The organism is Campylobacter concisus (assembly GCF_003048445.1).
In the GTDB taxonomy this organism is placed as follows: domain Bacteria; phylum Campylobacterota; class Campylobacteria; order Campylobacterales; family Campylobacteraceae; genus Campylobacter_A; species Campylobacter_A concisus_BF.
In genome coordinates this window covers 33,020-53,625 of the sequence record NZ_PIQW01000004.1, presented here as the reverse complement: position 1 = coordinate 53,625, position 20,606 = coordinate 33,020, and the positions used below count along the sequence as shown (strand labels likewise).

Here is a 20,606-nt window from a genome sequence, read left to right as displayed (position 1 = left end):
ATTTCAAAATAGTGACTAATGACATATATCAATAAAAGGAGAATATTTATCCTATTAGTTTTATAGAAATTTACAATAATATGCATTTTTTTCACAATGTATATGCAAATTTTACATAACATTAATGTAAATAACAGTAATATATCAACCAAACTATTTCACACGAAAAAAGGAAAAAATATGCAAATGAATTTCATGCACAAAGTGGCTAAAATAGGCCTTGTTGCTTCACTTTTTGCAGCTCTTAGCCTAAGCGCAGCTGAGTCTGCTAGAAGCATCACAGATATGAAAGGCGTCAAAGTAAGCGTGCCTGAGAAGGTTGAGAAGATCGCTGCATTATGGAATGCAAACAACGAGATCATCCTAGCACTTGGCGGTATGGATAAGGTTGTAGCCACAACTGATCTGATCAAAACAAACAAGTGGTTTGAGCACGTCTATCCAAAACTTAAAAATTTGCCAGCTGCACTAAACGGCAAAGACCTTCAGATCGAAGAGCTTGTTAAGCTTGCTCCTGATGTTATCGTGGTATCAAGCAAAAACTACCAAGATGAACTTATCAAAAACGGCTTTAGCGCGGTAAATTTGATCTTTAGAGACTATCCAGATATGGAGAAAAGCATCTACGCAACAGCTGAAGTCATAGGCACTGATGACGCTAGAAAAAAAGCTGAAAAACTTGCTAATAAAATCCACGATAACTCCGAGTTTGTAACAGCAAGAACAAAAAACATCCCTGACGCTAAACGTCCAAAAGTACTTCACCTTCTTGGCGGAGCGAATTTGCTAAAAATTGATGGTACAAACACTATCCAAAACACTTGGATCAAGCTAGGTGGCGGTGTAAATGCTATCAATACTGAGGGCTCAATGATCGAAGTTAGCGCTGAAGAGATCATCAATGCAAATCCTGATATCATCATCGTTGGCGGCAATGACACAGACGCACAGATCAAAAAGATAAAAGAGCACCCTGCATTCTCTGGCTCAAATGCTGTTAAAAACGGTAAAGTTTATGGCAACCCAAAAGGTGTATTTAGCTGGGATAGATACGGCGCTGAAAACGTGCTTCAAATTTTATGGGCAGCAAAGACTATCCAACCAGATCTATTTAAAGATGTCGATATAAAAGCAAAAACAAAAGAATTTTATAAAGAGTTCTTAAATCACGATCTTAGCGATACAGAGTACGGCTATATCCTAAAAGGCCTAAATCCAGACGGTAGCAGCAAGTAAGATATGAAAAACGCAAATTTTTCAATAGTTGTTATCTTTTTAGCTCTACTAACGCTTCTTTGCGCCTTTGTCGCACTGGGCGTTGGTAGATTTTACATACCTTTTAACGACGTCTTTAGCGTGCTGGCTCACAGCTTTGGTTTTGGAGATGGTGCAGCTAGCAACATCACAAACGTTATAGAAAATTTACGTATCCCGCGCATCATCGCAGCTATCCTTGTTGGAGCCGCTCTTAGCGTGAGTGGTGCAGCCTATCAAGGTGTCTTTAAAAACCAGCTAGTTAGCCCTGATCTTCTAGGCGTTTCAGCGGGCGCTTGCGTGGGAGCTGCAACTGCTATCATCTTTGATCTATCACTATTTTGGGTGCAGGCTTTTGCCTTTGGCTTTGGCCTAGCAGCCGTTGCTATCACGCTAGCCATACCAAAGATGATGGGTCGCACGAGCACGCTTATGCTGGTTCTTTCTGGTATCATTGTAAGTGGCCTCATGGGCTCAATAATCGGCTTTTTAAAATATGTCGCAGACCCTGAGACAAAGCTACCTGACATCGTTTATTGGCAGCTTGGTAGCCTTGCTAAGCTTGATAGCGATAACTTAATATACATCGCCCCAGTGATGATCATCTGCGCCGTTTTGCTAATAGCCATGAGCTGGCGTATAAATTTGCTCTCTCTTGGCGACGAGAGTGCGGCAAGACTAGGCGTAAATGTGGCTTTTGAGCGCGCTGTCATTATCATCTGCGCTACGCTTCTTACAGCGTGCAGCGTCTGCATAAGCGGCATAGTCGCTTGGGTGGGACTTCTCATGCCTCACCTAGCTCGCATGCTAGTTGGAGCAAATAACATAAAAAGCATGCCTGCAAGCATATTTATGGGTGCGATATTTTTGCTATTTGTAGATACCTTAGCGCGCAGCATAAGTGTGAGCGAAGTGCCTCTTGGCGTACTTACTGGCTTTATCGGCACGGTATTTTTCGTCTGGGTTTTATGGCGAAATAAAAAGGTTGCATGATGCTTGAAGTTAGAAATTTAAACTTTAGCTACCCAAATGGGGCTGGCAAACTAGAAAATGTAAATTTAAAGATAGGCGCTGGAGAAATTTTGACCATTCTTGGTCGAAATGGAGCTGGCAAATCAACAACTTTAGGCTTAATAAGCGGCTCACTAAAGCCAGTTTCGGGAGAGATCTTTCTTGATGGCAAAAACGTAGATAGCCTAAGCAACAAAGAGCGCGCTAAGATCATGGCGTATGTCGCTCAAAGCGAGGTTACAGAGTATGACTACACCGGACTTGAGTTTATCACGATGGGTCGCGCGGCGCACCTTGGCATATTTGCAAGACCTAGCAAAGAGGACGAAGAGATCGCTAGAATTTACACCAAAAAGCTTGAGATCGAGTATCTTGAAGATCGCTTTATCACGCAGATGAGTGGCGGTCAAAAGCAGATGTGTATGATCGCTCGTGCGATGGCAGCGCAGCCAAAGATGATCATATTTGACGAGCCAACGAGCGCGCTTGATTTTGGCAACCAGTATAAATTCCTACGCACCGTCAAGTGGCTAAAAGAGCTTGGTTACTCGGTCGTGCTAACTACTCACAACCCTGACTTTGCCGTGCTTCTTGGCGGATATGTGGCACTCGTGAAGGGTGATGGCGAGGTTGGATTTGGCACGGTTGATGAGATCATTAGAAGCGAAAATTTAAGCAAGCTTTACGGACTAAATTTAAACGTGAGCTACATCGACGAAGTAAAAAGAAACTGCTGCCTCACTTATCCACTATAAATTTATCTGCTCTTAATTTTTAAGGGCAGATCACTCGTTTTATCTAAAAATTTCTACTTAAATTTACTAATCATAAATGCTAAAATGCAAAATAAATTTAAAGGAAAAACTATGGCTTACCCACTACTAGGCACAAAGATCGTGATCGATGAAGAAAAGGTTTTAAGGGAGAAAAAGTATAAGCTAGACATAATTTACGAGTATTTGGACAGACTCGCCGAACAATGTAATCTAATTAGGATTGACAAAAATACTTTTCATGCAAAAGGTGATGAAAATGACTTGGCAAATTTGGGTCTGTTTATGTGTAGATACGCGGTAGAGAACGAATGGCTGACAAAGAATATCAAAGAGTGGATTTGGATTAGCGAGCGATGCGGAAATGAGGATATGATAGCAAGATTTAAAAAAGAGAAAATGGGAGTTTGGGAATGAGCGACAAAAAATCTCGCCATATCAAATTTTCATATAAATTTAAAAAAGAGCCTGCGAAAGGTTAAATTTTGCTAGGTAAAACAAATTTAGATATAGCGCAAAAGCAAAGACGTTTTAAAACCCTGAGCCATTTTGCCACAGAGCCTAGACAAGTTTGTTAGCAACCTTTTTTAACAGCAATATTGAAAAAGACAAGACCAGTCGCGATAAAGCTAAATCAACCCGCGTAATAGCTGCCATTTTCTATCAAATTTAAAACTAGCCGTAAAAGTTTGCGCCCTCATCTTAAATTTGACGCAAATTTATATCCCTTCAGCCAAAAACAATCACCCACCCTAAATTTAACACAACCCACAAGATCAAATTTGAGCTTTATTTTTAAATTCCGCCACTCTTGCCTTTGCAGCCTGCGTGATATCGTCCTCGTAGTCGTAGAAGTTAAAGGTCGCTCCGTGCTGAAAAAAGCCATTTAGTATATCGCCGCTTTGGCGGTTTTTCAGATCAAGCTCGGCCACCTTAAAGCCGTCATTTGTCGCGCAAAATTCTTTTAGTCTAGCTGGCGCCTCTTTTAGTTTGGTAAATAAAAAGCAGTATCCATCGCCGCCATTTCGCCCCACTCTGCCTCGCAGCTGATGAAGCGTGGCAAGCCCCAGCCGTTCAGCGCCCACGATCACTATCGTATTTAGCCTTGGCAGCGAGATCCCCACCTCAACAACGGTGGTTGAGAGCAAAATTTCGCCCTCTTCTCTAAACCGCCTTAAAATTTCTTCTTTTTCTTTGTCCTTGCCGTGCGTGACGAAGACATTTTTGAAATTCTTTAGCCAAAAGCCCTGCGCCTCGCTTAGACTTTGGTAGTTTGAGCTATCGCTGCTCTCGACTAGCGGATAGATGATGGCTACTTGAAAGCCGCCTGCAAGCTGCTTTTTGATGTGAGTTAGCAAAAAGCCAAACTCGCTAGCGCCTAAAATTTGGCTCGTTATATTTTTCTTAAATGGCATCTGCTTTAAAAAGCTAAAATTTACGATCTCAGACTGGATTAAACTTAGCGTCCTTGGTATTGGCGTAGCTGAAAACTGCACGAAATTTGCTCGCTCGTCCTCGTTTGAGGCAAGCTCCTCTATCTTTTTGCGCTGATTTGAGCCAAAGCGGTGCTGCTCATCGACCATGACAAGCGGCGAATTTGGTAGCTCGTGAAAGAGTAGCGCATGCGTGCCAACGATCAAATTTGCCCCGCTAAAGTCTATCTTTTTCTCCCCACTTCGCACCAGCATCACATTCATAAAAGCGGGCAGCAGCCTCTTTGCTTCGTTATAAATTTGCTCGCTTAAGATGCTTGTTGGCGCCATCAAAATGGCACTTTGCGGATAGACGCTAAGCGCTGCTGCTAGGATCACAAGCGTCTTGCCACTTCCCACATCGCCCATTATGACGCGCCTTTTTGCCTGCACGGCGCTAAGGTCGTCTCTGATGTCATTTATGGCGTTTATCTGGTCGTTTGTCGGCGTAAATGGCAAGCCATTAAGCCAAGAGCTTATGTCAAAAAGCTTGATTTTAGGGCTTTTAAAGTAGGTTTTTTTAGCACTTAGCTTTTTTATGTAGTTAAAAATTTCTACAAATTTTAAAATTTCAATGCCCTCGCCATCATTTTTTAGGCGATATAAAATTTGCACGCTTTGCTCATCTAGCCTTTGCAGATCAGCTAGAAATTTAGCCTCTTTTTCATTCAAGCCCTCGGACATTAAATTTTGTAAATTTAGATATTTTAAGATAAGTTTTTTTAACTCCTCATCTTTTAGCTCGGTCTTAAATTTAGGCACGATCTGTCCTATTTTTGTGGTGATTTTTGGATTTACGATCTGCCACGAGCCAAAGGCGTAGGAGCAAAGCCCATATATCGCCATCTCTTTGCCCACCTTAAAAGCGCCGTAGTGCCAAGACTTTGCGTTAAAAATGACGATCTTTACGCTACTTTGCCACTGCTCGCAAAAGGCAAGTGCGGTTAGCATGCCAGGGCGCGAGGCGAGTGAGGTGATCTTTACATTTATGCAGACCTGCCCTTCTCTTGGGCTTTTGGCGATCGTCGTATCCTCAAAGCCCTTTGGTAGCACAAGAGCAAGGTCAAGCAGGCTAAGCACGCCTATTTTTAGAAGTTTTGCTCTATCGCTTGCTTCAAATTTCATTTTTTAAGACGCAAAAACTTAGCTGATTGATCTCTGCGTGGGCTTTTATGAAGCTATTTAGCTCACTTAGCGAAAGGGCTGAAATTTTATCAAGGTCCTTTAAAAATGCCCCAAGCTCGCCATGCTCATAAAACTCGCCTTGCGCGATGTCAAGGCGCTTAAATAGCGTCTCTAGTCTAAGTGGCAACGAGCCAAGTAAAAATTTCTTCGCCTGCTCAAGCTCGGCCTTGCTAACGCCTTTTTTACTAAATTTTAAAATTTCCTCTTTTATAACGGCGATAGCCTCATCTTTTTTCTCATTTTTTGTCTGCATGTAGCCGTAAAGCTGGCTATAAGAGAGATTTAGCAAATTTCTAGCGTAGGCACTGTATGCAAGGCCTCTTTTCACGCGGATCTCCTCCATGAGCCTCGAGCCAAAGCCGCCCTCGCCTAGGATAAATGTCGCCACTGCGGCCTTGTATTTTTCTTCAGGTTTTACATCAAATGGCGCGCCAAAGTAGATGTAGGCCTGCTCGCTTTGCCTGATGATCTCACTGCTTTCGCACTTGTCACTTGGGCTAAAGTGCTCTAGTTTTCGCACCTTGCCAGGTTTTAGTATTTCTAAAACGCCAGCAAGCTCTTTTGCGTGCTTCTCGTCGATGTCGCCACCTAGCACGCAAAGCAGGTTTAAAAGGTCTAAATGCTCGCTTAAAAATTTGCTTACATCTTCAAGCGTGATCGCTTTTATGCTCTTTTTAGTGCCGATGCTTGGCTCTGAAAGCACGCTTTTTGGATACAAAAGCTCAAAGAGCCCCTGCCTTGCCACGTAGTCAAAGTCGTTTTCATTTGCTGCGATCTCACCAAGTGTGACGGTTTTGCACCTATTTAGAATTTCTTCTGTTAAATTTGGAGCGCTTATAAGCTCTTTTAGCTTGCCGCACGCAAAGGCAAAGTGCTCTTTTAAGCAGTTTAGATCGATGCAAAATGTCTCAAAGCCGCAGCTTGCATTTAGGCTGATCGCCCTTACTTCAAGCTCTTTAGCGAATTTAGCCGAGCCTAGCTTCATATCGCCCTCGTTTAGCAAATTTGCACTTAGTCTTGCAAGGCCAGCTAGCTTGCCATTTTGCGAGCTACCAGCTGCTTTGAAAACTAGCTTTAGGCTCACTACTGGCATCGCTTTTGAGCTTTCAAAAACGACTGGGATTTTTACATTTTTTACATTGATATCTAAAATTTTCATCTAAAATTTCTCCAAAATATCGTAGTTTGTGTTGCGCTTAGCTGGAATTTCGCCGACATCTTTTATAAGCTCGATCATCTGGTCTTGGTTCATCCTAAAGCTCGCACCTGCCGCCTTTACAACGTTTTCTTCCATCATTGTGCTACCAAGGTCGTTTGCACCAAAAAGAAGTGCTAGCTGGCCTACATAGCTGCCCTGCGTGACCCAGCTGCTTTGGATATTTTTAAAGTTATCCAAAAAGAGCCTTGAGACCGCAAGAAGCCTTAGATAGACGTTTGAACTTTGTTTTTTTATCTCTGGGAATTCTTGCATGAGCTTTGTATTTAGCCCTTGAAAGCTCCAAAGTATAAATGCCCTAAATCCAGCCGTTTCATCTTGTAAATTTCTGATATGCTCCCAGTGCTCCACGATCTCACGAGTGCTCTCAACCGTGCCAAACATCATCGTAGCAGTCGTTTTCATGCCAAGCTCGTGCGCCTCTTTGTGTATGCGAAGCCAGTCTGCGGTGTCGCATTTTTTAGGAGCGATGATGTCACGCACTCTATCACTTAATATCTCCGCTCCAGCCCCTGGCATCGAGTATAAGCCCTTTTCGTTTAGGCGTCTTAAGACCTCTTTTGTAGAAATTTTTGAAACTCTTGCGATGTAGTCGATCTCAACGGCCGAAAAGCCATGTATCGTGATGCTTGGATAGTGCTTGCTGATATAGCTAACAAGCTCCTCGTACCACTCGATCTTTAGCTTTGGATGAACGCCACCTTGAAATAAAATTTGCGTGCCGCCAATGGCGATTAGCTCCTCGATCTTCTTGCCGATCTCCTCAAAACTTAGCACATAAGCGTCTTCTTCTTTTGCGTGGCGGTAAAATGCGCAAAATTTACAATCCACCCAGCAGACATTTGTATAGTTGATGTTGCGATCTACGATGAAGGTCGTTATGCCATCTGGATGAAGCTCTTTTTTTCTAGCTAACGCCATCTTGCCAAGCTCGTGAAGCGGTGCATTTTCTATAAGATCGATGGCTTCATTTACACTAAGTCTTTTCAAATTTAACCTTTTATTTTGCTTATTTTTGGGCGAGAGTTTAGCCAAAAATGCTTTTAAATATGATAAATCAGGCGTTATGAAAAATTAATTTTTAAAGGCTAAAATGTGAGAAATTCTTTAAAGGAGCAAGTTATGAAAAAGGTGATATTTGCCGTTATCTGCGGGCTATTTTTAGTTGGTTGTGCCAAAAATGAGCCAAAGCCAGCCAAGCCTCAAGGTGCAAGTTGTGGATGTGCTCATCATCAAAAAATGATGCAAGAAAATATGCCAAGCTGCCCACATCATGGCATGCAAGGTGCGATGCATGAGCAAATGCCAGCAGGCTGCCCAGCCCACGCAAAATAGATAAAGTGCCAAATGGCACTTTATTTTAATATAACCTTATCGCCTTTAGTGCCTAAAACCTGCACTTTCTCGCCGTTTTTTAGCGCTCCGTCATACTTCCAAAGAGTGCCTTTAAAATAGACCATATTTTCTCTGATCTCGCCAACGCCAGCTTCGTCTAAAAACTCCTCGTTATAGCTCTCTTTTTTAGCCATAAATTTACTCTTTAACGGCGCCTTTAAGAGCGCAAGCAAGATAAAGGCAAGCACTAAGACGGCTAAAATTTGAAAGCTCCACTCAAAACCAAAGCCAAAATTTATCGCCCCAACGATGATAAAAGCGACGCCAAAAAAGAGCAGATAAAATGAAAATAGCATAAGCTCAGCCACGCATAAGAGCGCGCCGATGGCTATCATTATAAAAGGACTTATCACGCCTTATCCTTAGCTAAAAAATTCTTTAAAACGCTAAGCGAGCCAATTAGCTCAGTCGCCTCGTAAGGGACTAAAATTTTATCTTTTGAGCTATTTTTAGCTAGCTCGCTAAATGCCCCGACCCTATCACGAGCGAGCAGAAATTCAGCCGCATTTGCGTTTTTGCTCATGCTGTCATTTATCATATCCATAGCCTCTTTTTGAGCCGTTGCGATGGCGATTTGCTCATATTTTTTCGCATCAGCCATACGCTCTATCGCCTCTGCTTGAAGCACTTTTTCTTGTTTTAGCGCCTCTGCGTTGCGGATTAGTGCCTCTTTTTCAGCCAAGGCTTTTAGCTCGATCGCACGCTTTTCACGCTCAGCTTTCATCTGCATATTCATCGCCTCTTCTATACCAAGCGGGACAGAAATTTCAGAAATTTCAACCCTCATGATCTTTACGCCCCAGTTGCCAGCTGCGTCGCCAAGAGCTACTTGAAGTGCGGCATTTAGGCGATCACGTGAGCTTAGTGTATCATCAAGGTTCATAGCACCTATCTCGCCACGAAGCGTTGTCATGGCTAAATTTGCAATGGCGCGCTTGTAGTTATCTACGTTATAAACCGCCATTTTTGCATCAAATACCTTTAAAAAGACGATACCATCGACGCTAATATTAACGTTATCTTTTGTGATGACTTGCTGTTTTGTGATATCAACAAGCTGCTCTTTTATAGTTATGATCGCCCTTATCTGATCTACAAATGGGATGATAATGTGAAATCCCCCGTCAAGCACCTTGTGAAATTTACCAAGTCGCTCGATCAGCAAGTTATCTGCTTGCGATACGATCTTGATGCCAGCTTTTAAAAACAAAAATGCAAAAATAACCAAAACAACGACTAAAACGCCAAATGTCTCAACTTGCATCTTCTCTCCTTTAATTTATAATTTGTTATTTTCTTAAGTATTATAATACATTTTAAATTTTATTTTCAAAAAGGATCAGCATGAAAAATTTTATCTTTGCACTAAGTGCGGCTCTACTTTTGGCAGGTTGCGCTACGTCAAACCAAAGCGCGAGCGTCCCACAAGGCAAATGTGAAGTAAAAGGTAGCTGCATGGCTCCAGTAAGCAGCATCGAAGGTACTTACAAGGCGTTTTTACCTTGCGCTAGCTGCATGGGCATAGACTCAACTCTTACGCTTAAAAAAGACGGCACATTTGAAAGTGTGATGAACTATAAGTCAAAAGACAACTACAAAGCCGTTAGCAAGGGCAAATACTCAGTTAAAAATGGCGTCATCACAACCGTTGATGAGTATAAAGAGAAGAGCTTTTATAAGGTCGATGGCGAGAACCTAAAGATGCTTGACATGGATCAAAAAGAGGTCACTGGCGAGCTAAAAGATAAATACATCTTTAAACGCGTAAAATAAATTTTAAAGGCAAAATGATATAATTTTGCAATTTTTAAGGAGTTGCAAATGAAATATCTTTTTGCCATACTTATCTCATTTTTCATCATCGGCTGCGCAAAAAATGAAAATTTAAAGCCACAAAATCAAGAACAAACACAAAAATCAAAAGAAGAAAAACCTCTTCTTAGAGATGAAAAACCCAAAAAACCAGAAAAACTAATACTTTCAAACTCTATCTACACGAGCTACTACACGACTTTGCCATGCTCAAACTGCGAGGGCGTGAAGACTATCTTAACTCTAAATAAAGACAAAACCTACACAAAAACTATGCTTACGATGGATAAGGCTGCCACCTTAGTAGAAAAAGGTGGCACATTTGATGTTGATGAGAGCGCTATCGTGCTAAAAGATGAAAGCGGCTCACTTAGCTACTTTGTGCCAAATAAAAACTCACTTCTTCAGCTTGATGATAAGAAAAATAAGCGAGTTGGCGTGCTAGCTCAAATTTATAACTACGAGCCGGTAAATAAGGCATATAAAGATAGTTTTTTTGCTAGATTTTCTAAATTTAAAGACAAAAATGGCTTTTTAGAGCTTGTGCTTGTGCCTAGCAAAAATGGCGCAAAGATAAGCTTTTACTCATCGCTAAAAGATGGCTCACCACTTTGCAAATTTAACTCAGAGCTGCTTTATGACAAGGGCATTTTTTACCTTTTAGACGAAAAAGGCGTGGCTTTAAGCGTGCATAAAACTGCTAACGACATCTTCGTAATCGCAAATGATAAAATTTGCAAAAATGCTCACATAAGCGGACACTACAAAAGAGAAAAAGGCAGATCTAGCCTCTTTGGTAAGGGCTTTTTCGCAAAACTTACAAACGAGTCAGCAAATGCTGATGTGATGAAATTTTATGGCGCAAAAAACATAAAAAGAGACAATACTAAAAAAGAAAATAGCTACATCGTCACAAGCAAAAACGAGAGAATTTTTGAATACACCTTGCTAAATGGCATCATCACAAGCATTGAAATTTACTCAAATGAGTTTAAAACTCCAGAAAATATCAGCCTAAAATCAAATTTCAAAGATATAAAAAACGCCCTTGTTATCTCTAAATTTCAAAGCGACGCAAACAATATCTATCTAAAAATAGACAGCCACGACATGCTTATAAAGCTTAAAAATCCGCTCGCACAAGAGATAACAAACTTAAGCCAGATCCCAGACGAGGCGCAGATAGAACAGATAACTCTGATGTGGAACCAGTAGCTTGAAAGAGTATCTTAAGCTTTTAAAGGACGAGAGAAATTTCCGCCTTTTAAGCACCGTCCAGCTCATGTGCTACTTTGGTGTGTGGTTCTCGCACACTGGAATTTTTACGCTACTTATCTCGCTTGACGCTCCTGTGTGGGCGCTTACATTAAGTGCGGCGATGGCATTTATCCCAGGCGTTGTCATCGCTCCGTTTAGTGGCATTTTGGTTGATAAATTTAGCCCAAAACCGATGCTTGTTATCATGATGGCGGTTGAGACCATAAGCGTTTTTATGCTGCTTTTTATAAATTCGCTTGATTATTTATGGCTACTTTTGCTTATCATTTTTGTTAGAAACGGCGTTGGAGGGATGTATTTTCAAGTAGAGATGAGCGTGCTACCAAAAATTTTAAGCAAAGAGAGCTTAAAGCTTGCAAACGAGATCCACTCAATCATCTGGGCGGTCTCATACACCGCTGGCATGGGGCTTGCAGGCGTTTATATACACTTTTTTGGCATAAAAAGCGCCTTTTTGCTCGACGGAGCTCTTTATCTTTGCAGTTTTGGCTTTTTATATCTTTTAAAACTAGACGAGCTAAAGCCAGAATTTATAGAAAAACCTCTGAAAATGCTAAAAAATGGGCTTAAATACCTAAAAGAAAATAGGCTCATCGTGCATCTTATATTTTTGCATGCCTTTGTTGGCATCACAGCTTATGACGCGTTGATCGCGCTTTTGGCTGACTATAGATACGCAAATTTACTCTCAACCTCGCTAGTTATTGGTCTATTAAACGCCTCAAGGTCGATCTCGCTTATGTTTGCACCGGCCATGCTTAGTAAATTTATGAATAAAAAAACGCTCATCTACATCTACATCGGTCAAGGGCTTGGCATCATCATCTGGGCACTCTCTTTGCGAAATTTTTATCTCTCGCTCGTTGGCATCATCTTTGCTGGTTTTTGCACCTCAAGCCTTTGGAGCTACACCTACACACTACTTCAGCAAAACTGCCAAAAAGAGTTTTACGGCAGAGTGATCGCGTATAACGATATGGTTTTTCTTGGATTTAGCGCACTTATCTCATTTGCGATCGGCTTTTTATACGAGCTTGGACTAAGCGTGGAGATGATCGCAGCCTTTATGGGAAGTCTCTTTTTCATTGGAGCCTTTTACTACCACGTAGTTTCAAAAAAGTATGAGATAAGGTAGTTGCGTCTAAATGGCTAGAAATCCAGCCATTTATATTTGCTTACTTTCTAGCAGCTTTTACCGCTTCAAGTAGCTCTTCAAAGCCTGCTTTACTTGAGTGCTCGACGTCTTTTAGTATCTCGACACCTGCTAAATGCCCTTTATCTTTGTCAGCAAAAATAGCCATAGCCTTATCTAGTCCGTGATGGACATTTTCGTGGTGTGCAGCTATGCTTGAGAGGGTTCTTGGATCTTTGATGATGGTATTTTTCACATCCTTTTCATACCACTTGCCAAATCTACACTCATGCACACTTTGAATTTTATTTATCTCGCCAAGCAAGACGCCTCGGTAGCCATTTAGCTTCATGTTGATGTGATCTATCTTGCCGTTGCTTACATTGACCTCGTTTGTTACGTTTAGGGCTTGATTTAGGATGTTTTGCGTGTTGGCATTTACGCTTGAGATGTTGCCCTCAAAACCGCCTAAAATTTGCATCGCATTTGCTGAAATTTTAGAAAAACTCTCGCTCATTTCGATCATCGTATTTGCACTTTGCTTAAGGCCATTTATATTTACTTCAACCTCAAGTGTAGCCTTTTGCGTGCGCTCAGCAAGCTTTCTAACCTCATCTGCAACGACTGCAAAGCCGCGTCCATGCTCACCCGCACGAGCTGCCTCGATAGCAGCATTTAGTGCTAGCAAATTTGTCTGATCTGAGATGTCTTTTATGAGATTTATGATCTCAACGATAGAATTTACGCTTCCATCAAGCGAAGAGGCGTCGTTTGAGAGATCGCCGCTCATCTGACTTACTTGCTCGATCGAGCTTAAAATTTCAGCCGTTTGAGACTTTAGCTCGCCTGTTTCTTTGAAGGTTTTTTCATTTAAATGGTTTATATTTTCAAGCATTTTTAGGTTTTCTTCGATGGTTGATTGTAAGAAATTCATACCATCTTGATAGCTAGTAAGCAACAAATTTACAGCCTCTTGCTTATCCTTAGCTTGCTCTTTTGGCTCGCAAGTTTTGGCATTTTTTAGCTCATTTTTAAGTGCTAAAATCTCAGCCTTTAAAGCTTCATTTTCTCTCTCTAAAGCTTCATTTTTACTACCAAGCTCTTTGCTTTTGCTGTCAAAAAACATTTTTCATCCTTTAAAATTTGTAAATTCTGCGTAATTATAACTCTTTTTACTTAAGCCAGTCGTCTAAAATTTGAATTTGCTCTTCAACACTTTTATTTGCAGTGCCACCTTTTGAAGTGCGGGCCTCTTTTGAAGCGTGCAGATCTAGAAATTTAATGGCATTTTCATCTAAATTTTCATCGACACTTTTTAGCTGCTCTTTGTTTAGCTCACTTAGATCAAGCCCCAAGCTTTCAGCCTTTGCGACAGCCTTGCCAGTGATAAAGTGCGCCGTTCTAAATGGGATATTTTTCTCACGCACTAGGTAGTCCGCTAGATCAGTAGCACTTAGATGCCCTGTTTTTGTCGCTTTTAACATATTTTTTTCATTAAATTTAGCCGTTTTTATCATCTCATTTAGGATAGTAGCCGAGCTTAAAATGGTCGAAACACTATCAAAAACGCCCTCTTTATCTTCTTGCATATCTTTATTATAAGCAAGTGGCAAGCCCTTCATCGTAGTTAGCAGCGCTACTAAATTTCCATTTACACGCCCAGTTTTGCCGCGTATGAGTTCAGCGACGTCTGGATTTTTCTTTTGAGGCATGATGGAGCTGCCTGTGCTATAAGCGTCACTAATGCTTACAAAGCCAAATTCCTGCGAGCTCCAGAGTATAAGCTCCTCACAAAGCCTAGAAGCGTGCGTCATGAAAACGCTAATGTTAAATAAAATCTCCAGCGCAAAGTCGCGGTCGCTCACGCTATCCATTGCATTTTGCGTGCAACCTGCAAAGCCAAGCTCGCTTGCAACGATGCTCCTATCTATCTTGTGCGGCGTGCCTGCAAGGGCTGCTGAGCCAAGCGGACTTAGGTTGTTTCGCTCATACGAGCTAACAAAACGCTCAAAATCCCTCTTAAACATAAACGCGTATGCTAGCAAATGGTAGCTAAGGCTTACTGGCTGGGCGTGTTGAAGGTGCGTGTAGCCTGGCATTAGCGTATCTTTGTGGTTTTTGGCTAAATTTGTAAGCGTGGCGATGAGCTCTTTGATAAGAGATGAAATTTCTAAATTTTTCTTCAAAACATAAAATTTAAAATCAAGCGCGACCTGATCATTTCTACTTCTAGCTGTGTGAAGCCTGCCGCCAAGCTCAGCTCCGATGATCTCGCTAAGGCGCTTTTCAACCGCCATGTGGATATCCTCGTCCTCTATCTTAAAAGCAAATTTACCAGCCCTTATCTCAGCTAAAACCTCATCAAGTCCCTTTATAATCGCCTCTGACTCGTCTTTTTTCAAAATTCCGCAAATTCCTAGCATTTTAGCGTGCGCCTTACTGCCATCGATATCCTCTTCAAAAAGATTTTTATCAAAATTTATAGAAGCGTTAAATTCCTCGAGCAACTTCGAGCTAGCCTCGCTAAATCTGCCCTCCCACATCTTTTTATGTGCGTTTTCATCTTTTTTCATAGCTTTGCCTTTGATTAGTTTTGCGTGATTTTAACAAAATGGTGCTTAACTAGGCTTTTACGAGCATTTTAAAAATAATTTTTTGGTCAAAAAAGTGAAATGTAATATAAAAATTATGTTAGAGTAGTAAAAAAGTTATATATATAATTTACATTTAAGGTTATTAAAATATAATTCGCTTAGCAACTTTTTAAAAACTATTTCAAGTTTTTTGATTTTTTGCCGATATAGTTATAAATGAAGAAATAAACTAAAAAGGAAGGACGATATGCAAATAGATGCCAATATGAACTCTAATATTTTTTATCACGATGGTTTTACATCAATATCATCAAGTAGCGCAAAAACAAGCATATTAGTATCTTCTGGCTATGGCAAAAAAGATATCGTTAGAAGTAATGATGTGCATGTCGAACAAAGAGAAGAAGTTAGACAAAAACCTACAATTATTAGAAAAGAAGATGTCACAGAGTTACAAAAAAATTTAGAAAAATTACAAGATCAAAGAAGCGATATAGCTGATCAAATTTCAAGCATCCAGCACCTGAAAGATCGTGATTCTATGCAGATGCTTCATCATCTAAATTTAGAACAATCAAGCATTCAGAATAACATTTTAAGCATTAAAACTCAGATGACAGAAATGGTACAGGCTTAAGACTAAGCCTTACCGATAATAGTTTTTAAAACCAAACAAAAATCCTCTAAAAAGTATCCCATTGACTTATAGAAGTTACTGCTAGCATTTTGCTCAAGCTCTTTTGCAAGTTGCTCGGCATAAGGTAAGAAAAATGAGAGGCTAAAAGCAGCAAGAAGCTGCATAGACTCTTTTGTCGCCTCTTTTTTTAAGATATTTGCTATCAAAATGAGCTGATTTGAGATGCTATCAACCTCGCCCATTTTTGGCTCAAAATTTATTGCCTTGTAAAATTGTGCCAAATCATCTTTTGCGCTTGAGAAATAGTAGCTTGCTTCAAATTTTGCCTTCAAAATGACAAAATCATCACACAAGGCCGCACTACTCTCATCTTTGATAAATTTAGCGTAAAGCTCATTTCCTTTTATATTCGCATCGCTCTTTGTCTGCGTTATCCACGCATTTGTCTTTTTGATACGCATAAAAGATGAGACACCCAAGATATCATTAAAATTTGTAGCAAGTGCAGCCGCTACGACGCTATAAAGCTCTCCAAGTCTCAAATTCAGTCCTTAAGCTTCAAATATCTAAGTCTAAGCGCATTTAGCACGACAGTAACCGAGCTTAAGCACATCGCCATCGAGCCATAAACTGGACTTAGAAGCAGCCCAAATACTGGATAGAGCACGCCAGCAGCCACTGGTATGCAAATGGCGTTATACATAAATGCCCAAAACAAATTCTCTTTTATGTTAGCAATAGTCGCATTTGCAAGCTTTACAAGCCCGCTCACGCCGCGCAGATCGTTTTTTACAAGCACGATATCGCCAGCGCCTTTAGCGATGTCTGAGCCTGAGTTCATAGCGATGCCAACGCTTGCTTCTTTAAGCGATGGCGAGTCGTTTATGCCGTCCCCTACAAAGATCACGCCACCTCGGCTCATTAGCTCTTTTACCTTGTTAAATTTATCCTCAGGCAGCATATTTGCATAATATTCGCTCACATTTAGCTTGCTAGCGATATTTGCCACTACTTTTTTATCATCACCTGAGAGGATCACGCTTTGTAAATTTAGCCTTGAAAGCTCGTTTATAACGCCATTTGCTTCATTTTTTAGCTCATCGCTTAGCGTTAAAAAGCCACTAAATTTTTGATTTAGCGCACAAAGTATGACGCCGCTTCCATCATTTGCAGCCTCTTTTATCGCTTCACTATCTGCTTCATTTAGCAAGATATCGTTTGCCGCAAGCAGCTTTTCGTTACCTATTATTATCTTGTTACTTTCATCTTCATAGACGATGCCTTGACCAACTACGTTTTGAAATTTACCATTTAGCTTTTGTAAATTTATGTAATTTTGTTTTGCATATCTTACGATCGCTTTTGAGATCGGATGCTCGCTTAAATTTTCAGCAGATGCTACTAGCTCTAGCTCTTTTTCGCTTAAATTTGAACTCTTGACGCTGATTAGCCCCTTACTTAGCGTGCCAGTTTTGTCAAATGCTACAAATTTAGCATCTTTTATAAGCTCCAAAACCTCTGGATTTTTCACTAAAATCCCAGCTTTTGCACCACGCGAGAGGGAGCTTACGATTGCTATTGGTGTGGCAAGTCCTAGTGCGCATGGGCATGAGATGATAAGCACGCAGATCGCGCTAGAGATCGCATAGGCGAAATTTCCACTAAAAATTATCCATATTAAAAATGTAAGAACTGAGATCGCCACGACGCTTGGCACAAAGATGTTTGCTATCTTGTCAGCCAGCCGTCCGATAGGCATCTTTTTAGAGCTAGCGTCGCTTAATAAGCTTAAAATTTGAGATAGCAAGCTTTCAAAAGAACTCTTTGTCACCTTGACGCTTATGTAGCCATTTGTGTTTAGAGTGCCGGCAAATACGCTATCTCCCACCTCTTTATAAACTGGCAAGCTCTCTCCTGTAAGCATAGAAGCATCTATCTCAGCGCCACCTTGAACTATCACGCCATCACTTGGGATGTTGTAGCCATTTTTTACGATGACGATGTCGCCTACTTTTAGCTCATTTACATTTACCTCTTTGCTCTGTCCATCTGGCATGACCAAAAAGGCGGTCTTTGGTGAAATTTTAAGTAGGGTCTTTAGGTAGTCGCCTGCCTTTGCTTTTGAGCGCTCTTCAAGATACTTACCTAGCAAAACAAAGGCTATTATCATCGCTGCGCCTGAGACATAGACGTTTTTTAGATCATCTGGGATGAAATTTGAAAAGATCACAACAAAAAGCGAGTATAAAAACGCACTGCCGCTTCCAAGAGCTACAAGCACGTTCATATCGTAGTTTTTGTTTTTAACAGCCTCTATGGCGTGAGCAAAGAAGTCTTTGCCACTAAAAGCTAGCACCAAAAATGCTAAAACTAGCATGAGTAAATTTACTAGCAAGCTCTGAGGTGCGAACATCTCAAGCGCCATTATCACGATGCTTGCTATAAATGCAAATATAAATTTATTTCTGATCGCAGTTATATGCTCGTCTCTTTTGGCTTCAAATTCATCAATATTTGTCGCCACAAAGTAGCCAAGCTTCTTTATCTTTTGCTCTAAAACTTCACGCACGCTGGCGTCTTTTAGGACAAACTCACCGCTTGCGTTTGCAAAATTTACATTTGCTTCAAGCACCCCATCTATCTTTTTAGAAACTTTCTCGATAGCGTTTGAGCAATTTACGCAGCTCATTCCCGCTATATTTAGCTTGACTTTTAAAGGCATATCAAAGCTCCTTTATAACGTCAAATCCCAGATCAGCCATTTCTGATTTAAATTTCTCTACATCGCCATCTTTTATATCGACGCTTACTTGCCTTGGCTCTTTGCTAAGATCGACTTTTATCTCGCCAAAGTCATCTTCAAGTGCGTTTTTTATAGTATTTGCGCAGTTTTGGCAATGCACGTTATTTACCTCAAATGTTTTCATATTATCTCCTTTATCATGTGGTCGTATTCGTGTAAATTTATGATCTTTTTGGTGTTAAATTTAAAGCCAAGACTCTCGTAAAATTTACGAACTTTTGGCTTATTTACATCAACTATCAGCGAGACCTTTTTATGTCCTAGCTCTTTTGCTTTGGCAAATGAGTGCAAGATAAGCTCTTTTGCTAGCCCTTGGCCTCTAAATTTCTCATCCACAGCGATGCTATCTATATAAAACTCATCATCAAAGCACTCTTTTTCTATCTGGGCATCTTTGCCAAGAGCCTTTAGATGCTGTGAAATTTCACTATCAAGCTGCGCTGCGTCGCCGCCAAAGTAAGCGCACATCGCAGCGATGATCACGTCGTCACGTTTATAGACATAGACATTTTTATAGCTAAGTCTATTTATCTCGCTTTTAAAAAATTTCTCTAAAATTTCATCGCTTTTTACAGGATCGTCGTAGCCACTTAGCTTGTAGGCGATATCCTCCATCGCTAAATTTAGTAGTTTTATGCAGATTTTTGCATCTTGTTTTTGAGCATTTTTTATCATGGGTATGATTATATGCCTTTAGCTTAAATTTTTACCAAATATTATTTCCAAATTTACAAATTAGGCGCTTTAGCTAGCAAACTAAAAATGTTTTAAAAAAGTATAAAATTTTTTTAGTTATAATCCGTAAAAAATTTATTTAAGGATATTTATGGGACGAGCATTTGAGTACCGAAGAGCGGCAAAAGAAGCTAGATGGGATAAGATGAGCAAGGTATTTCCAAAACTTGCAAAGGCTATAACAGTAGCGGCAAAAGATGGCGGATGTGATCCAGATATGAACCCAAAACTTCGTGCAGCCATCGCAGCAGCAAAAGCTGAAAATATGCCAAAAGATAACATCGATGCGGCTATAAAAAGAGCAAATGGCAAAGATAGCGCTGATATCAAGACTATCTTTTATGACGGCAAAGCAGCTCACGGCGTGCAAATCATCGTTGAGTGTGCTACTGACAACCCAACAAGAACAGTTGCAAATGTAAAAGCGATATTTAGCAAAAATGGCGGAGAAATTTTGCCAAGTGGCAGCCTTAGCTTTATGTTTACAAGAAAGAGCGTTTTTGAGCTTGAAAAACCAAGTGCTGATATCGAAGAGATCGAGCTTGAGCTCATTGATTATGGACTAAGCGACATCGAAGAAGATGAAAACGCACTATTTGTTTATGGCGATTACGCAAATTTTGGCACACTTCATGAAGGCATAGAGAAGCTAAATTTAGTAGTTAAAAAAGCTTCACTTCAGTACTTACCAAATCAAACCGTGAGCCTAGATGAAGAGCAAATGCTTGAGGTTGAGAGGCTTCTTGACAAGCTAGAAGACGATGATGACGTCCAAGCAGTTTATACAAATATCGAGTAAAAAGGAGCAACATGCGTTTTGATGAGTTAAAAGTTTATGATATAAATTTAGACGAGCTAAAAAAAGATAAATTTGCAGTTTTAAAGACAGAAAAAGGCGATATCAAACTTGAGCTTTTTGCGGAGGATGCACCGCAAGCTGTTGCAAATTTTGTCCATTTGATAAAAACAGGCTTTTATAATGGCCTAAATTTTCACAGAGTTATACCAAATTTCGTCATCCAAGGCGGCTGCCCAAATGGCACAGGCACAGGCGGTCCTGGCTGGAGGATAAAATGCGAATGCGACAACCAAAAGGTAAAACACGAGCGTGGCAGCCTTAGCATGGCTCACGCAGGTCGTGACACTGGCGGATCGCAGTTTTTCATCTGCCACAGCAAGCAACCTCATCTTGACGGCGTGCATACAGTCTTTGGAAAGTGCGTTGATGACGAGAGCCTAAAGGTGCTTGATGCTATCAGACAAGGCGACAAGATCCTCTCAGCAGAGATCAAAGAGAGCCTATAAAAGG

Annotated in this window: 22 protein-coding genes and 1 pseudogene; 11 read left to right on the top strand and 12 right to left on the bottom strand. The window is 40.6% G+C overall.

What is annotated here, in order from left to right; genetic code table 11:
- Positions 1–180 precede the first annotated feature (180 nt).
- The 4 genes from CVT14_RS03290 (at position 181) to CVT14_RS03275 (ending at position 3,455) form a co-directional block, all read left to right on the top strand.
- A complete protein-coding gene (locus CVT14_RS03290) occupies positions 181–1,236 on the top strand; it encodes an ABC transporter substrate-binding protein (protein ID WP_107849684.1) in 1,056 nt (351 codons plus the stop codon).
- A 3-nt stretch (positions 1,237–1,239) separates the two neighbouring features.
- The gene (locus tag CVT14_RS03285; protein WP_107849683.1) at positions 1,240–2,247 is read left to right on the top strand and encodes a FecCD family ABC transporter permease; all 1,008 of its coding nucleotides are present in this window, start codon (positions 1,240–1,242) and stop codon (positions 2,245–2,247) included.
- Positions 2,247–3,020, top strand: coding sequence for an ABC transporter ATP-binding protein (locus CVT14_RS03280; protein WP_012001386.1), 774 nt, complete (start codon positions 2,247–2,249; stop codon positions 3,018–3,020). The genes CVT14_RS03285 and CVT14_RS03280 overlap by 1 nt, the downstream gene beginning before the upstream one ends.
- 111 nt (positions 3,021–3,131) lie before the next feature.
- A complete protein-coding gene (locus CVT14_RS03275) occupies positions 3,132–3,455 on the top strand; it encodes a hypothetical protein (protein ID WP_107849682.1) in 324 nt (107 codons plus the stop codon).
- 359 nt (positions 3,456–3,814) lie between these two features.
- On the opposite strand, the gene recG is transcribed toward CVT14_RS03275, so the two are convergent.
- From recG to CVT14_RS03260, 3 genes are read right to left on the bottom strand one after another with little or no spacing between them, the layout of a single operon-like run.
- Complete coding sequence (recG, locus tag CVT14_RS03270; protein ID WP_107849681.1) at positions 3,815–5,635, bottom strand: ATP-dependent DNA helicase RecG; 1,821 nt, start codon at positions 5,633–5,635, stop codon at positions 3,815–3,817.
- Positions 5,625–6,854 carry a M16 family metallopeptidase gene (locus CVT14_RS03265; protein WP_107849680.1) on the bottom strand — a complete coding sequence of 410 codons (1,230 nt, stop codon included), beginning with the start codon at positions 6,852–6,854 and terminating at the stop codon, positions 5,625–5,627. The genes recG and CVT14_RS03265 overlap by 11 nt, the downstream gene beginning before the upstream one ends.
- Positions 6,855–7,901, bottom strand: coding sequence for a dehypoxanthine futalosine cyclase (locus CVT14_RS03260; protein WP_048809766.1), 1,047 nt, complete (start codon positions 7,899–7,901; stop codon positions 6,855–6,857).
- Positions 7,902–8,033: 132 nt separating this feature from the next.
- On the opposite strand from CVT14_RS03260, the gene CVT14_RS03255 reads away from it, so the two are divergent.
- Positions 8,034–8,246 (top strand): hypothetical protein, encoded by a 213-nt coding sequence (locus CVT14_RS03255; protein ID WP_021084729.1) that lies wholly within the window; start codon positions 8,034–8,036, stop codon positions 8,244–8,246.
- A 20-nt stretch (positions 8,247–8,266) separates the two neighbouring features.
- On the opposite strand, the gene CVT14_RS03250 is transcribed toward CVT14_RS03255, so the two are convergent.
- Together CVT14_RS03250 and CVT14_RS03245 are read right to left on the bottom strand one after the other, a co-directional pair.
- On the bottom strand, positions 8,267–8,659 hold the full coding sequence (locus CVT14_RS03250; protein ID WP_107849679.1) for an NfeD family protein: 393 nt from the start codon (positions 8,657–8,659) through the stop codon (positions 8,267–8,269).
- Complete coding sequence (locus tag CVT14_RS03245) at positions 8,656–9,570, bottom strand: SPFH domain-containing protein (RefSeq protein WP_009294606.1); 915 nt, start codon at positions 9,568–9,570, stop codon at positions 8,656–8,658. Before CVT14_RS03245 ends, CVT14_RS03250 begins: the two co-directional genes overlap by 4 nt.
- A gap of 80 nt (positions 9,571–9,650) precedes the next feature.
- On the opposite strand from CVT14_RS03245, the gene CVT14_RS03240 reads away from it, so the two are divergent.
- Genes CVT14_RS03240 through CVT14_RS03230 form a run of 3 tightly spaced genes read left to right on the top strand, consistent with a single transcriptional unit; the run spans position 9,651 to position 12,531 of the window.
- Positions 9,651–10,079 carry a copper resistance protein NlpE gene (locus CVT14_RS03240; RefSeq protein WP_002940096.1) on the top strand — a complete coding sequence of 143 codons (429 nt, stop codon included), beginning with the start codon at positions 9,651–9,653 and terminating at the stop codon, positions 10,077–10,079.
- A 48-nt stretch (positions 10,080–10,127) separates the two neighbouring features.
- On the top strand, positions 10,128–11,333 hold the full coding sequence (locus tag CVT14_RS03235; RefSeq protein WP_107849678.1) for a copper resistance protein NlpE: 1,206 nt from the start codon (positions 10,128–10,130) through the stop codon (positions 11,331–11,333).
- A gap of 1 nt (position 11,334) precedes the next feature.
- Positions 11,335–12,531, top strand: a complete 1,197-nt coding sequence (locus CVT14_RS03230; RefSeq protein WP_107849677.1) for an MFS transporter — start codon at positions 11,335–11,337, stop codon at positions 12,529–12,531.
- A 40-nt stretch (positions 12,532–12,571) separates the two neighbouring features.
- Here the strand turns inward: CVT14_RS03230 and CVT14_RS11020 are convergent, their stop codons facing one another.
- From CVT14_RS11020 to argH, 3 genes and pseudogenes are all read right to left on the bottom strand, one after another.
- The gene (locus CVT14_RS11020) at positions 12,572–12,880 is read right to left on the bottom strand and encodes a CZB domain-containing protein (protein WP_374220069.1); all 309 of its coding nucleotides are present in this window, start codon (positions 12,878–12,880) and stop codon (positions 12,572–12,574) included.
- Positions 12,881–12,937: 57 nt separating this feature from the next.
- Positions 12,938–13,258 (bottom strand): annotated as a pseudogene (locus tag CVT14_RS11015) (methyl-accepting chemotaxis protein); the annotation flags it as partial.
- Between the two features lie 442 nt (positions 13,259–13,700).
- On the bottom strand, positions 13,701–15,101 hold the full coding sequence (argH, locus tag CVT14_RS03220; protein WP_107849676.1) for an argininosuccinate lyase: 1,401 nt from the start codon (positions 15,099–15,101) through the stop codon (positions 13,701–13,703).
- 268 nt (positions 15,102–15,369) lie between these two features.
- Between argH and CVT14_RS03215 the strand changes: the two genes are divergently transcribed.
- A complete protein-coding gene (locus CVT14_RS03215) occupies positions 15,370–15,759 on the top strand; it encodes a hypothetical protein (RefSeq protein WP_107849675.1) in 390 nt (129 codons plus the stop codon).
- A gap of 2 nt (positions 15,760–15,761) precedes the next feature.
- Here CVT14_RS03215 and CVT14_RS03210 read toward each other — a convergent pair whose 3' ends face one another.
- Genes CVT14_RS03210 through CVT14_RS03195 form a run of 4 tightly spaced genes read right to left on the bottom strand, consistent with a single transcriptional unit; the run spans position 15,762 to position 19,237 of the window.
- On the bottom strand, positions 15,762–16,301 hold the full coding sequence (locus CVT14_RS03210; protein ID WP_021089688.1) for a hypothetical protein: 540 nt from the start codon (positions 16,299–16,301) through the stop codon (positions 15,762–15,764).
- A gap of 2 nt (positions 16,302–16,303) precedes the next feature.
- The gene (locus CVT14_RS03205) at positions 16,304–18,481 is read right to left on the bottom strand and encodes a heavy metal translocating P-type ATPase (protein WP_107849674.1); all 2,178 of its coding nucleotides are present in this window, start codon (positions 18,479–18,481) and stop codon (positions 16,304–16,306) included.
- Position 18,482: 1 nt separating this feature from the next.
- Positions 18,483–18,686, bottom strand: coding sequence for a heavy-metal-associated domain-containing protein (locus CVT14_RS03200; RefSeq protein ID WP_009294304.1), 204 nt, complete (start codon positions 18,684–18,686; stop codon positions 18,483–18,485).
- On the bottom strand, positions 18,683–19,237 hold the full coding sequence (locus tag CVT14_RS03195; protein ID WP_107849673.1) for a GNAT family N-acetyltransferase: 555 nt from the start codon (positions 19,235–19,237) through the stop codon (positions 18,683–18,685). Before CVT14_RS03195 ends, CVT14_RS03200 begins: the two co-directional genes overlap by 4 nt.
- 151 nt (positions 19,238–19,388) lie before the next feature.
- On the opposite strand from CVT14_RS03195, the gene CVT14_RS03190 reads away from it, so the two are divergent.
- Both CVT14_RS03190 and CVT14_RS03185 read left to right on the top strand, forming a co-directional pair.
- Positions 19,389–20,096: a YebC/PmpR family DNA-binding transcriptional regulator gene (locus CVT14_RS03190; RefSeq protein WP_021093135.1), complete on the top strand. Its 708-nt coding sequence runs from the start codon at positions 19,389–19,391 to the stop codon at positions 20,094–20,096.
- Positions 20,097–20,107: 11 nt separating this feature from the next.
- Positions 20,108–20,602 carry a peptidylprolyl isomerase gene (locus CVT14_RS03185; RefSeq protein ID WP_021085768.1) on the top strand — a complete coding sequence of 165 codons (495 nt, stop codon included), beginning with the start codon at positions 20,108–20,110 and terminating at the stop codon, positions 20,600–20,602.
- Positions 20,603–20,606: the final 4 nt, after the last annotated feature.

Coding starts and splice junctions, on each gene's coding strand:
- CVT14_RS03290 (WP_107849684.1), top strand. CDS start 181: ATGCAAATGAATTTCATGCACAAAGTGGCTAAAATAGGCCTTGTTGCT.
- CVT14_RS03285 (WP_107849683.1), top strand. CDS start 1,240: ATGAAAAACGCAAATTTTTCAATAGTTGTTATCTTTTTAGCTCTACTA.
- CVT14_RS03280 (WP_012001386.1), top strand. CDS start 2,247: ATGCTTGAAGTTAGAAATTTAAACTTTAGCTACCCAAATGGGGCTGGC.
- CVT14_RS03275 (WP_107849682.1), top strand. CDS start 3,132: ATGGCTTACCCACTACTAGGCACAAAGATCGTGATCGATGAAGAAAAG.
- recG (WP_107849681.1), bottom strand. CDS start 5,635: ATGAAATTTGAAGCAAGCGATAGAGCAAAACTTCTAAAAATAGGCGTG.
- CVT14_RS03265 (WP_107849680.1), bottom strand. CDS start 6,854: ATGAAAATTTTAGATATCAATGTAAAAAATGTAAAAATCCCAGTCGTT.
- CVT14_RS03255 (WP_021084729.1), top strand. CDS start 8,034: ATGAAAAAGGTGATATTTGCCGTTATCTGCGGGCTATTTTTAGTTGGT.
- CVT14_RS03245 (WP_009294606.1), bottom strand. CDS start 9,570: ATGCAAGTTGAGACATTTGGCGTTTTAGTCGTTGTTTTGGTTATTTTT.
- CVT14_RS03240 (WP_002940096.1), top strand. CDS start 9,651: ATGAAAAATTTTATCTTTGCACTAAGTGCGGCTCTACTTTTGGCAGGT.
- CVT14_RS03235 (WP_107849678.1), top strand. CDS start 10,128: ATGAAATATCTTTTTGCCATACTTATCTCATTTTTCATCATCGGCTGC.
- CVT14_RS11020 (WP_374220069.1), bottom strand. CDS start 12,880: ATGAAGCTAAATGGCTACCGAGGCGTCTTGCTTGGCGAGATAAATAAA.
- argH (WP_107849676.1), bottom strand. CDS start 15,101: ATGAAAAAAGATGAAAACGCACATAAAAAGATGTGGGAGGGCAGATTT.
- CVT14_RS03215 (WP_107849675.1), top strand. CDS start 15,370: ATGCAAATAGATGCCAATATGAACTCTAATATTTTTTATCACGATGGT.
- CVT14_RS03205 (WP_107849674.1), bottom strand. CDS start 18,481: ATGCCTTTAAAAGTCAAGCTAAATATAGCGGGAATGAGCTGCGTAAAT.
- CVT14_RS03200 (WP_009294304.1), bottom strand. CDS start 18,686: ATGAAAACATTTGAGGTAAATAACGTGCATTGCCAAAACTGCGCAAAT.
- CVT14_RS03195 (WP_107849673.1), bottom strand. CDS start 19,237: ATGATAAAAAATGCTCAAAAACAAGATGCAAAAATCTGCATAAAACTA.
- CVT14_RS03190 (WP_021093135.1), top strand. CDS start 19,389: ATGGGACGAGCATTTGAGTACCGAAGAGCGGCAAAAGAAGCTAGATGG.
- CVT14_RS03185 (WP_021085768.1), top strand. CDS start 20,108: ATGCGTTTTGATGAGTTAAAAGTTTATGATATAAATTTAGACGAGCTA.